Below are 13077 nucleotides of genomic sequence, written 5' to 3'. Positions count from 1 at the left end.
TTTAGATTAAATGTTATTGTAACGCTCTGTGTCACTATTATTTTTCGGTTCTGTTTGTTCCAACCGTTCCAGTTCCCTGCTGCCTTCCACCAGTATTGCATCATAAAACTCCCTGTACTTTTTATACAGTCTGTTACTGTCTTCAATAGTTTCCTGCCCGGGATTTTTATGTTTCAGCATGTCAATGTTAGCGGATAAGAGTTGCCTGAGCCTGCGGTCTTCTTCTGAATTGCTAAATAGCTTTGGCAGTCCCGGGATGCAATCCAACAGCCTCAAAAGGTAATTTGTAGAATATATATTTGGGTGGTAGCCCATAAAGAGGTCAAGTAACCCTACAGCCATCTGCTGCACGGCTTCTTGCAGCAGGGCATTTATGAGAAGCGGCAGTTCATTTGGGTATTCATCCTGTACAAGTGTCAGGAACCCCTCTGCTATACGCATACGGTCGTTCCAATAGTTTTTTCTGAATTCAATATCCCTGCCAGCTCCTACAGATATACAATAGAAGGGACTGTATGAACTGTTATAGACTTCCAGGCCATTTGTGGCTACGGCATTGATAAAGTGCTTTTGGTTAGTGGTTTGTTTGCGCAGGTATTGCGCCCTGTGTTGCAGGATGGTAACGGTATACCTGCCCGCAAACTGCTTCTTGATGAGTGCCTGTAATTCAGGGACGAGATTATGCCTGTGCTGGCTGTTGAGTACCAGCAGGTAAAAATGATAATCCGGCAGCTTCCTGCCGAATGGCTTTCTTTTTTTCGTATCATCTTCAATAAGGAAATACCCAAAACAATATACCGCACGGACTTTTACAAACCCCTGTATAACCTGTGAAATCTCCCCAAGCGCACGTTCGACGAAGTAATTTGAGGTTAGCCTTTCCGTAAGTATTGATGCGCCTCCATACAGCGACTGGTTAAATACTGCTAATTTTGACTTTGCATCTGCGAAAAATCTATAGTAATAGTTTTCCAGTTCCGCCAGTAAGTGTTGGCACTTTGCTTCGGCTGCTTCAAGGTCGGCTTTTTCAATAGCTGCGATAGGATGTTTTTGAAGTTTACAGGTATAGGCGGTATACAGGGGTGCTATAATATTCCGCCCGGCTTCGCTATCCTTATCAAGGATTTCTCTCAGTTCAGAGGCATACCTGTTGGTTATCTCATACACCTCATTAAACTCAGGGTATGAATAGTATTCCTCAAGGTATCCTGTAAAGAATGTAGCAAAGGAGGCGTAAATGCTCCATATCGCACTGTACAAATCAATGGCTGCTTCGGCAGTATTACCCTTGTCAATGTGCCCTAAATATTTAGCGTAATGCTCCCCTATACGGTTCAGGTCATCACTTGAACGGCTGTTTGCCTGTCTTAACAGCGCATCAATATCGAGTTGCTGGGGAAAGAACAGTTTATTTCCCGGTTCATAATGCACCAGTTCCTTTAGGGTACAATGAGCGACAAGGAAAGGGCTTCCTTCTTTAAAACCCCGTGTGACAATGGTTTCATCTATGAATCGGAAGATGATTTTAGGGGCTTCTTTGTCCAGCTTTTCAGAAAGCCGCTCTAACATTATCCCGCTTTGCCCGCAGTTCTTTTTGAGTATCATTGTTACTACGGTAGGCTGTCTTGGTGTATCGCTCACATATACACTGCCCGCATCAATAAAATGCAACAGCCCGTTTAGCAGCGTTTCCAGTTGCTCCCGCAGCGGATGGCTATCCTGTATCCTGATTGGGTAATCCATAAAACATAATTTTGTTGTGAAACATCAGTGAAAAAGCTTATTTTTGCTTATACACAGCAAGTAACACACGGATGGTACTGTACCGAACTAATGCGGCCAGTATCGTACCAATGGGTACTTGTATTTTACCAACGAATCAAATCCGGCAGGATAATTATTACTTTTGAATTATGAGCACACCGATAAAAAACCACATAGGAAGAAAGATAAGCCGCATCCGTGAACTGCGTGATATGAAGCAGGAAGCATTGGCGCAGGCTGTTGGCATGAGCCAGCAGGCGATATCGAATATTGAAAATAGTGAAACCGTAGAAGAAGCAAAATTGATTGAAATTGCAAAAGCCCTTGGGGTAAGTGTGGAAGCCATTAAGAACTTTTCTGAAGAGGCTGTAATAAACTATTTCAATAACATCTACGATAATGATTTTAGCAACAGTACTGGTGCTTTAGCTCAAAGCTGTACTTTTAATCCATTGGATAAAGTAGTAGTTTTATTTGAAGAGAAAGAAAAGCTTTATGAGAGGTTGTTACAAGCAGAAAAAGATAAGGTTGCCTATTTAGAAAAACTGCTTAACAAATAAAAAAATATACTCCATAACTAGTGGGCTGCTTTGAAAGCAGCCCACTTTTTTTTGCGGTTACTTATCTCCTATACCCGCGTTTTTTCTTTTTCGGGTCGGGTATCAGGTCGTCAGGGTTGTTGTACTGCACCTGCCCGCCATCGGGCAGCAGGCTGCCGGGATTTAGCAGTTCTAAAAGGCTTCGTTCTTTGTGGCTGTCAAATTCATAATTTAGGCTTTGCTCTTGTTGTTCCCTTGCATAGAGTTGCTGTTTTTCCTTTGCATTGCCGTTTTTCATGGTCAGGGCATATTCCATAGTGTCCTTTAATGCCCGGTCAAAGCTAAACATCTGGTCAAATAACGTTTCCCCGGACTGTTTGAACGCCCTGCGGTCAAACTGCCCAAGCTTGGCAGAATGCTCTGCATTCCTACCCCGTGAGTTGTTCATCGGGCTAAGCTTTACAGTATTTGTAATATCCTTTCGGCTCACAATGATTTGGATGTGCATCTGTTCCCCATCCTTCCGTTCACCACGTTGCCGCTGCCCTTGCTTTACCTCAAGGTCATTATGCCCGTAATAACGGAAGTTTTCCAGTTTGCCATACCATAAGAGACTGTTGTTATTTTCAATGCCTGGGCGTTTAAAGTTTGTTGCATACCCATCCATGACTTTTAGGGCAAAAGCTTTTAGCTGTTCTGCCATCCCTTGCTCTCCATAATTTTGTTTTAACCATCCTATTTCCTTTTGGCTGGGGCTGATATTGATAAGATAAAACTTTGCATCATTCCTGCCCAGCTTGGCAATATTGTTATCAATGGTTACCCGCACCTGTTGCGGGGTAATGGCATTATCTCTCCCGTTAAACCAGTGTTCGGGTTTTTGCTCTTTTTCAGGCAGGCGGTTTTCCTTTTCAAGGTACGTAACAAGGGCTGTGCTGCTGCCTTTGTTGTTGCCTATTTCGGAATCGGTTATATTGATGTACATGGCTTATAGGTTCTTTAATGATTGCCTGACGTGTTCAACCAGTTCTTCTTTTTTCACTGTGGTTTTCATCCAGCCCATTTCCTCACGCTGGGCAATGTAGTATTCCAGCAGTTCGCTAAAACGCTGTTTCAGGGTTTCTTTATCGGCCTGCCGTGATACCAAAAACTTAATACCTGACAATACTTTCGCATTGCGTTCCATCATGGCTTTGGTTTTCTCGGTCTCTTCCAGCAGTAGCCGGGCAATGGCTTCTAAAAATTCGGTATGCCTTGTGGCAGATGTTTTTAATGTGCCTGCATCGGTAAAGACGGGCAGTAAAAAATCTTTCTCCTGCTGGCGTATGAACGACAGGATACGGCTGATACCTGAAGAAAGTTCTTTTTTAAGGGCTTCGTCGCCCCAGTCCTCGGGGTCTTTCTTGCTTCGGTAGAAATAATCTACCATCTGACTAAACAGTTCTTTTTTACTTCTTTTAAAAAGCTGTGCCAGCTTGCTTAATTTTTCGTCCACCACTGCCGGGTAACGGATGCTGTTGGTATCTGCCTGTTTCATAATCTGTCTCCATTTAATCAACATTAAAATCCATTTTTAAAGACCGGTATACCGTGTGGTATACCAAAATAAACGCTGTGGGTGCGCCCACAGTCCATGGGTATACCCGGAGCATACCCCAACCCCCTGTAGCGCCAGCAAAGGGGCAAGCGAGTAGGGCTCTGCCCAACTCCGGCTTGCTTTTTTCAAAACATTATAAGATTGGCAAAAAGCCTTTTACAAAGTAAAGGCTACCAGTGAAAATAAGGGCAATGTGCACCATTGCCAAAACATACCGCAAAGTGCCATCAATTGCCACTGCGAAAATTTCTGTTTTCCTAAAGGCTTAATGAATTGGCTTGTCTGTGTATAAAAAATGGGACTTGATGGCAGCCCTGTAGGCTGCCCGCGATGCAAATTGCTTGTAAAAGTATAACAGCGCACAGGTTTAAACGTGGGCAGCCTGCACAGAAATAAACAGGTAGCCCGTGCCAACTTTGAAGAAATTTTGTTGTACACCGCTTTGCTTGGCAGCTCCCACAGGTTTGTAAATCCCTCCCAAATTTTATTCGGCAATGAGAGGAGGAGCTGTTTTATTTCATCCCATCCGGATACGACTATGGCAAATCATTTTGACATTTTTTTTATTCGTGTAAAGAGCCGGAGTATGCTGGTTTTATTTCGGGAGCAGCAAATCGAAGTGTTTAGGGCAGGCATGGCTTTTTTTAAAAAATACAACCCGAAAGGGTGGAGATTTTTTTAAAAACCTAAAAGGCCTTGGCCTTGCCGCACCGTTAAGAGCACGAAGATAGCTTTGCTCCTGAATAAAACTGTGCATCGGCATGTCGCAACCATAAAAAATGGGAGAAATAGTTTCAAAGAAATTTCAAGCTACCACCAAAACTAATAAAGCAACCCGAAGGTTGCTTTATGATATAAATCAAAAATTTCATCGCAGTGTAAAAAGAAAGAGTCAATCTCTGAAAATAACTGAAACAATATATTTGGAGACTATCAAAAACTGTATTTCCTTTAAATTTAAACTGGTACATTAAACCATTTTGTTTGTATAGTATTATTAATATTACAGAATTCTATTTATCCTGTTCCTTAATCCAAACTCCTGAAAGATTATTTGCTTTATAAAGTAATAAAGGAAAACCATCATCTTTAGTCCATATTATAAATTCTTTTCCGCTTTTAGATTGGATTCTAAAATCATCATTGCGACCACGGTAATTCCTTTCGATAGGTTTTAAATCAAAATGATAAAACTTACCAATCTGAATTTTAGCAGCACCTTTCTTATCAAGCGCGGAATTTCCCTCAATAATAATCGCTTTTAAAGAATCTTTTTCAATGTATACTATCGGAGTATCATCATCCAAATAGTTAATTTTAGTTACTTTATAGATATTCTTTCCCCTATCATTTTGCGTACTACCGCAAGAATATACTAGTGTTATTAGTAGCAGTAAATTTATGACTCTCTTCATATAATATTATTTATCAATATATAAAACCATACGTTGACGTTTGCTATTTTCAATATAACGAACATAACCACGTGTTTCCTTAACTTCAAAAGTGTTATAATTATCTGTATGGCGTGGATCCAAAGCTCTTGCCTGATTATGTGCTGCATTGTAATTTGCTTTCCTAGCAGCAACATCCTTCGGTGCTCTAGAATTCACATCAGTACCCGTTCCTGTTGCAACAGCTCTTTTTGCTTCTTGAATTGCTTCTAAAGTCTCGTGTACAACGCCAACTCCCTCTTGTCTTCCAACATGATTATCTACTCGCGCACCGAAGTCCGGATTAATAGTCTGATTGGCAGTTGCTGTTCCATCTGCATTTATTACGCTACCATCAAAACTTCCAAGACTAGTTAATAGTGCTCCAGAACCATCAGTAGAGGTATAACCATCAGTTGAATTTAGACTAACTGTATAACTGGAATCCGTTGTAGCAGCTAATATTTCAGCATCTGCTTTTGTTAATGTTTTATTTGGATCTTGAGTAGCCGTAACTTTCCCATTAGAATCCATAGAATATATTAAATCAGAACCTTTACGAAGCTGATCCAAAGTTTCTTGTTTTTTATTACCCGTAATTACTATATCTTCACTTTGCATTCCATCAGGGTCAATAAATCGAATAGGATTATTATAAGCATAATTATAAGGCGACCATCTTCTGCTATTTTCAGCCAACGGATCAATATTCATCCATCTACCCAGTGCAGGGTCATAATTCCTTGCACCATAGTCGTATAAGTTAAGCCCCAGCTCGTCTTGCAGCTCCTTACCGTTGTACTTATACTTTTGACCTAAATTGGTTGAAGTAACATTTGTATTATAACCTTTATGCTTTAAGCCGAAAGGATAATAATTACTCTCCTCAATTACATCCGCCCAACCATTATTATCTTGGTCGTTATATGTTAATCTTACATTACCCAAATGATCCTTATATTGGTAAATATAATCAAAATTATCCGGATTGTAGTTGTCTTTAATTATAGGTTTTACATATCCTTCCGGGTGTGGAAAAAATTCCAGGTACTCATTCCCTGATGTTTCCTTCTTATATACAAAGCCCGTATCGTAGTAAGTATAAGTAACCGCACTGTTCTCATAAACTTTTTTCTGTAGTTTGGTTCCCGTAGCATCATAAACATATTCCACAAAGCCATTGCTGTTACTAATTCTTGTTGGCAGATTGAGATGGTTATATGCTATGTTCCCTGAACTTATCCCCTTGTTCATATCCATGATAAGATTGCCATTTCCGTCATAAGCATAATCATTACCGGTATTTACGCCATCAATAAAACCTGAAGTGTCTACCGCATCATCGCTAACTTTATTTAATTTATTACTAAAAGCGCCATAAATATAACTCAGCTGGTCAATTTTAGTCATGGTATTTGCCGCTTCATTCAGTCCGTAACGATCCAATTTTAATATATTCCCGTTTTTGTCATACTGAATATTACCTTCAGTATAATTCTCCTTATAAGAAGGGTTACCTTGATAAGCCAAGGCGTTAGGAGGGTAAAAGCTTGCATTAGTTAATCGGTTTAAATCATCATATTCTAAAAGATAGGATCTTTGAGATGTGGATGTATTATTTGTCTGCCATGTAACTTTTGATATATTTCCATTATATAAAGGCGTCCCCACATATTCAGGCCCCTCATAATCCAATCTAAGAGCAAATAGCTTTTGATTGGCAACAGACCCTCCAAGATTTATTCCCATTAACCATCCTCTAATATTATAGATATAGTCGATTTCCTGTAATCTTTCTGGTAGCGTAGAGCGACCGCCAACGTGTTTTTCCATTAACTGCCCATATTCATCATAAATGTTTTTAAACAAATAATGGGAGTAGGAACCCGCTCCTGCACCTATAATTGGTGTCAAAGCCTGATGCTGTGCTTCTAACCTGTCAGCTTCATCATAATCAAAGGTGTTATAGATTGAAAGGGAAGGTTTGCCAGACTTTTCATGGGTAGTCTTTGACTGCCATACAAGTCCCTGAAAATCTACATCATTGTTTACAGTTGTAGCAGAGTTAAGGAATTGGTTATTGGTATACGACCAGATAACAGCCGCTTTATTATTATATCCTGTAAGGTTTGTGGTCCAGTAATCAGTACCCAAAGCTCTTATTTTGTTGCCGGTTGCCAAACCTTTTAAATTAAAACTAAGTGGCTCATTATAAATATCCGTTTGTGGTATCTGATTTACTACGATATCAAAACTATAATCGTCATAATAATGAATAGTGTGTAATATTTGGTTTTGATTGGGATAAGCATCATCTGTATAATAGACACCTTGCGGCCCATCATAAAAATTCACATTCTTGGTCCTTTCTTCCCACAATGGACCTGTATGATCATCAACTGCTACCTGCAGAGAGGCCCTGTCATTATAACTAACCCATTCCCCGGTGTAAACTATCCTGCCAAAAGCATCATATTTAGTAAACAACCACTGGTTTTTAGAGCGTAAGTTCTCATCCTGAGTCAATACAACCCTGTCAAGCTTATTATATATTATATCCTCCCAGCCTTTACCCGGTATTTTTTTCTCTACCACCCTGTTCCTTCCATCATAGTGATAAATATAACACAGCCCATCTAATGACTGCTGTCTTACTGTTTGTTTTGTACCTATAACTCCACTCCTTGTAAAACCAAGATGCCTGGTAAAGCCCGAGCCATAAATATAAAGGCTATTACCCTTCAAACTAAATTCATACTGGTACCCATTACCTTGTACCGACCCCAGAAGTGCATCTGGTAATGACCTGTATATTTCCAAAGGAATCACCATTCCGTTTTTAAGGTCAAAATCAACATCCGAATCTATATCAACCGACAACAAAAAGTTGTCATCTTCCTCGATACTGATTGAAACGCCTCCAATCGCTCCATAGGGATTAGAGGTATAGGTCGTTAAAATTTCATTATTATCCAAATAGGCTATATTATTCTCGTAATCACGTTTTACCTGCTCGCTCACGTTACAAACGGACGTCCACGGATAATTCTTACTATACTCCAAAGGTTCTCCGCTAAGGGTCGTATTTAAATATTGGGAAGGCACCTCGCCATAACCATCAATTACAAGTTGATTCCTGTTAATGGAAAAATAGTACTCAAAGTCAGTTCCCTGAATCTTTCCCATTTCCTTATCAGGAAAATTTCCTATTGCACTCAGGTCGTAAATCTCACCTGTACGCAGCCTCATTGGAACCGTGGTAGTCATACTAAGGGTCATTATCAACGAGCCGTTGGCATCCGGTGAAAAAGAAAATCCTCCCTGCCCCCCGTATTTATCAAGCAGGTCAATACCTAATATTTCGGAGTTATCATATTCAGCAAGCTCCCTTTCATACTCGTCTGCAAGGCTCTTATTAACAAGCGCTATACTAGTCCAGGGCAGATTGACTCCCTGAAACTCAAGCCCTATAAAAGAAGTAAGTATATTGTCCGATGCCAGGGGCGGTATAACATAAGTAAGATTAGAATACCTGTCATAAACATAGTAGGTGTCATGTGGCTGCCCATTATTGAATGCTCTCTTCAAAACCACCTTTCCTTCTTTATCCTTAAACTCCTCAGTGGTCTTATCCCTCCCATCACTTGTTGTCCAGTTTTCATCCTTAGTGATGGTCCTGTATAGTTCATTAGCAGAATAATAACCTTTATAATTAAGTTGAGTGTCTTCAGGGCTTCCCAAACTAATTTTTGGAAAACTGACACTGAATTTTTTTACCCTATCGGCTGTAGCTGTTGAACTGTTTAGCTGATAATCGTATTTAATTGTATGATCCTGGTTACTCCCTCCAACACCCTTCCATGGGGCACCGGGAGCTGCCTGCTTGATAACCCTCCCTAAGGGTGAGTTCTCATAGAATGTCCTGCTATATGGGTTAGGATCTGATGAAGACATCTGAAAACTGTAACGACTCGTATAATAACTGGTTAATGTATTGATAAGAGTTTCATTATCCCTATAATCTAATGATGGCATTAACTGATGAGGATCGGCATAAGGAAGATACTGAAGCACTGTACGCCCATACTCATCATAAACCACTGGCGTTATTATATCTTGTCCCTGATCACCTTTTGCTACATTTATAATCTGTTTCGGACGCCCTAAACCATCATAATACGTAACGGTCTCATGCTTATAGTCCTGAGGGGCATATTGAAGTCCTGACTCTCCTATTTCATTTCTGAAAACAGTTGTTCTTATATAATTCTCGGTTGGTGTCTGTGCCATTGCAGCAATCGGCAATAACATTATCAGACTTTTAAAAATATATCTTTTCATGGTGTGGTTTAGTTAGTTTTGAAATGATAAAAAGTTTCTGATATGATATAATCATCTGCATCCTTAACAAATCGAAGTCTTCCCTGTGCATCATAACTGTACGAGGTAGTATAACCCCTTGGATCTGTAATTGTTGAAACCCCTTTTAAAGGCTGATAAGTAAATGTTGTTACCATAGCATCAGGTAAAAGCGATCTAAGATTGGAAAGCTTATTTATTAATTCTTGCTGATCTCCCGAATTAGACTCTGTCTGAATATCAATAATTAATTGAGGGTTGATTTCTGAAAGGGAGGCATTTTCTATCTTAGCAACAGGTAATACCTGTTCATAACCCCATATATAACAGATTTTTATACCATTCTCCTGTTGAAGTTCAACAGGGTTGCCCTTACTATCATACTGAAGGAACCTTACTCTGGTCTCCAAATCATTATTCCCTTTTGCCAATTGGATTTCCTGAGGCATAATTATACCATTACCCCAATTATGATAGATAGTTTTCTGCTCATTAAGTTGCAGATTACCCCTAAAAGAACGCATTAAAAGCGGTTTATTGATTATATGTTTAAGGGTAAGATTAGCTATTTCCGGTTCGCTGGCTACCTCAGCATCTCCCGGATAATAAAAGTGCTGTGCTAAAGTCTCTCCTTTTGAATTAGTTGTCTTTTGGCTGCTAAGTTGCATATGTACAGGATTGTCATAATTAAACTCAGTATTGGTTACCAGAGTACCCGTAAGATTATTGGAATTATCATAAAAATACTCTGTTGTCGCTGTATTTTTTAAGTAATGCCATGGAATAGGCTGATTGTAAAAAGCGAATTCTACTGTTTCCCCAACATTATTTGGCATATTACAACCTTCTCCCTGCAACAATGCTACTTCTTGCGGAGCCTCAAGAGGATCTGTTGAAACCTCATGAATACCTGTATTGGTAAAACGAATCAGATCGAAACCTTCTATATAAGAAACCTTAGATACATCATCAAAATAGGTATTAGTCTCTTTTTGTAAAATGTAATCAATATTATTAACTGTTTTAAATACTTTTTTTTCCAAGAGTTCTCCTCTTTTTGAATTACTACCTATAAAGACTTGTGCATTGTAATACCAATCATTTTCAACATTGTACTTATAGAGGGTATATCCTAAAGGATTATCGAGCGAATCAACCTGCATTTCTCTTACATACTCGTATGCTACTGTATTGCCTTCGGTTCCAAATGTGGAATTAGAAGATATCGTATGGCTTCTTCGGGAATTAACACTTGGGAACGTGCCAGCTAATGAACCTGTATCACATGCTTGAACTTCAGAAATATTTACAACATCAGGAGAAACATACGATAATCCAAAATCGTTAATCTGTTTACCACTACTTTTGGCAGGATCAACAGGATCAGTATACTCATATTTCTTTTTGGTCACTAACGAACCGTCAAAATCATAATTTTCAATACTTGCTACACGTAAACCACCTCCTTTAACATTATCCGGACCTTGGATATATTCTGTAAAAGTAAGAGTTGCATGTGCTTCAATATCATTTCCCCAAGCTTCTATTATTAACTGGTGATTACCCGGTTGCAGACTGACTGAAACTTGTTCCTGCTTGTTTAAAACCCATAAAAAAGGATCACTTGAATCATAACCACCATAACCGTCAACCCTCACCCGACCGTATCGATGCTGATAAGGTTGAGATCCTACATAATTGTCGAAAATATCAACAGTAAGAGAAGCAGTAACTGGAACAGTAACTGTAAAAGGTATGGTATAATATTTAACACAAGTTTCATTTTCACTACATTGACTAACATACACAGCTTCTTCAGGAGCAACTATAGCATCTACATCGCCTATAACATTTAGCCCACCTGGACCAACTCCAGATATTGCCCCACTAAATATATGGCTTTGCCCAACTGTCCCCATTCCATTATAATATCTATTTGATTCATAATTAAACTTTGTCCAGCCTTTTGTAGGATAATGAATTTCTTTCAAAACACCTGCTTCAACCTTATCTTCACGTACACTCCTGTTAGCAGTACCAACATCCATCACATATGGAGTTGTAATATGATGCTTTGGAATTAGATCATAATTTGTATATCCGTTATAATATCCATAATAATCTTTTGAAAAAGAAGTTTTTTCCGGCAGTTCTATTTCGGAATATACAAAGTCATGAGCTTCATCTCCTAGCAAATCCTGTACCTGTAAAAGTTTTAACCTCTTATCCTGATAATTAGAAGAAGATGAATTAAAGTAATCGTATACGAAATCATAACCCTTAACCATTTCTCCTGCCGGGCCTTCAAACTCATTATCATTATCATTGTCTCTCCATATCTCTATACGATCCAGAAGACTGTTTGTAGCACCATTAACAAGATCCTGTCTTCCTAAAGATTTCACAAAAACGATTTTAGACCTTCCATTCTCAAAAGAGATTTCTTTTATTTTCTTTGATCGCGTTATGGTATTACCCGACCGGGTTATCATTCCGCCTACCCCTTTTGTTTGCATTGGAGGAGATTCTGTTCCTTCAGGACATCCACAATTTTCAGTATTATACCATACCTCTCTAGACTGCGTAATGTTATACTCAACTAAATCACCATCTGATTGGTAAGAAAAATTTATGGTTTGATTAGTAGGAGTAATAATTTGAGAAACATACCAAGCGCTATTATAGTAATCGTAATGAGTAAATTGCTTTACGCTTTTTTCAACATTGCCATTAACAGAAGAATTATCATTTCCGAATTTATAGATATTGCCTGAAGGATCAGTTATAATAAAGCTATAGAATTGTTCGCTGTTCATTTCTACTTTGAACGCATTAGGCGGAACAACAACAATTTCTCTTTCTCCATAATCGGAAACATAAAAGCTACCATTAGCCGTTGGTGATGAAAAATTATATATATCTTTTGCTCTTGATTTTTCAAGCTCCAGATTTAACAAAGGCCCTGAATTGAAAGCGTATGGATGATTCTGATAGTAAGTCGCCAGATTTTCTTCATTGGGCATCTCATCAATACGATTATTATTTTCATCTATATCACCCCTGGGACTTAAAATTATTTGTGCCCCGGCATTTAGGTTCCAACCAAGTCCAACCCATGTTGCCTCTTGGCTTACTTTAATACCTGATGCATGATAATCCAATGTTATAGGGAGGCTATAACCTGGTATTTGAATTGTATAAAGAGGAATTGAAATTGAAGGTAATCCTGTAGATAAATTTACCGGATACTCTCCATATTGTAAAAAAGCAGCCGCCTCCGGAGACTTTGGTGCATAATTAGGCGTTTCAAAACCTGCTTCTTGAGCAAGACCATATAAGCTCAATAAACTAAGTAAAAACAAAAACTTTGTTCTCATATCGGTGT

At 38.9% G+C, this 13077-nt stretch carries 7 protein-coding genes; 1 reads left to right on the top strand and 6 read right to left on the bottom strand.

Translation table 11 applies throughout. From position 1 onward, the window contains the following. Window positions 1-6: 6 nt before the first annotated feature. Window positions 7-1743: a hypothetical protein gene (locus NU09_RS12130; RefSeq protein WP_129751561.1), complete on the bottom strand. Its 1737-nt coding sequence runs from the start codon at window positions 1741-1743 to the stop codon at window positions 7-9. Window positions 1744-1913: 170 nt separating this feature from the next. Here NU09_RS12130 and NU09_RS12125 point away from each other — a divergent pair, with 170 nt between their 5' ends. After that, window positions 1914-2324 carry a helix-turn-helix domain-containing protein gene (locus NU09_RS12125; protein WP_129751560.1) on the top strand — a complete coding sequence of 137 codons (411 nt, stop codon included), beginning with the start codon at window positions 1914-1916 and terminating at the stop codon, window positions 2322-2324. Window positions 2325-2385: 61 nt separating this feature from the next. Here NU09_RS12125 and NU09_RS12120 read toward each other — a convergent pair whose 3' ends face one another. From NU09_RS12120 to NU09_RS12100, 5 genes are all read right to left on the bottom strand, one after another. Further along, a complete protein-coding gene (locus NU09_RS12120) occupies window positions 2386-3288 on the bottom strand; it encodes a DUF5712 family protein (RefSeq protein WP_129751559.1) in 903 nt (300 codons plus the stop codon). A 3-nt stretch (window positions 3289-3291) separates the two neighbouring features. After that, window positions 3292-3864 (bottom strand): BfmA/BtgA family mobilization protein, encoded by a 573-nt coding sequence (locus tag NU09_RS12115; RefSeq protein ID WP_242501873.1) that lies wholly within the window; start codon window positions 3862-3864, stop codon window positions 3292-3294. Window positions 3865-4913: 1049 nt separating this feature from the next. Further along, window positions 4914-5315, bottom strand: coding sequence for a hypothetical protein (locus tag NU09_RS12110; protein WP_129751558.1), 402 nt, complete (start codon window positions 5313-5315; stop codon window positions 4914-4916). 6 nt (window positions 5316-5321) lie between these two features. Then, window positions 5322-9674: a DUF6443 domain-containing protein gene (locus tag NU09_RS12105; RefSeq protein ID WP_129751557.1), complete on the bottom strand. Its 4353-nt coding sequence runs from the start codon at window positions 9672-9674 to the stop codon at window positions 5322-5324. Window positions 9675-9682: 8 nt separating this feature from the next. After that, window positions 9683-13069 (bottom strand): RHS repeat domain-containing protein, encoded by a 3387-nt coding sequence (locus tag NU09_RS12100; RefSeq protein ID WP_129751556.1) that lies wholly within the window; start codon window positions 13067-13069, stop codon window positions 9683-9685. Between the last annotated feature and the right edge of the window lie 8 nt (window positions 13070-13077).

The organism is Flavobacterium beibuense (genome assembly GCF_004151245.1).
Lineage (GTDB): Bacteria > Bacteroidota > Bacteroidia > Flavobacteriales > Flavobacteriaceae > Flavobacterium > Flavobacterium beibuense_A.
The sequence above is the reverse complement of the archived record's forward strand: the minus strand, read 5'-3'. Positions and strand labels throughout refer to the sequence as shown.

Bases quoted from the DNA above. Each gene is read 5' to 3' on its own strand.
- NU09_RS12130 (WP_129751561.1), bottom strand. From the start codon at position 1,743: ATGGATTACCCAATCAGGATACAGGATAGCCATCCGCTGCGGGAGCAA.
- NU09_RS12105 (WP_129751557.1), bottom strand. From the start codon at position 9,674: ATGAAAAGATATATTTTTAAAAGTCTGATAATGTTATTGCCGATTGCT.
- NU09_RS12125 (WP_129751560.1), top strand. From the start codon at position 1,914: ATGAGCACACCGATAAAAAACCACATAGGAAGAAAGATAAGCCGCATC.
- NU09_RS12110 (WP_129751558.1), bottom strand. From the start codon at position 5,315: ATGAAGAGAGTCATAAATTTACTGCTACTAATAACACTAGTATATTCT.
- NU09_RS12100 (WP_129751556.1), bottom strand. From the start codon at position 13,069: ATGAGAACAAAGTTTTTGTTTTTACTTAGTTTATTGAGCTTATATGGT.
- NU09_RS12120 (WP_129751559.1), bottom strand. From the start codon at position 3,288: ATGTACATCAATATAACCGATTCCGAAATAGGCAACAACAAAGGCAGC.
- NU09_RS12115 (WP_242501873.1), bottom strand. From the start codon at position 3,864: ATGTTGATTAAATGGAGACAGATTATGAAACAGGCAGATACCAACAGC.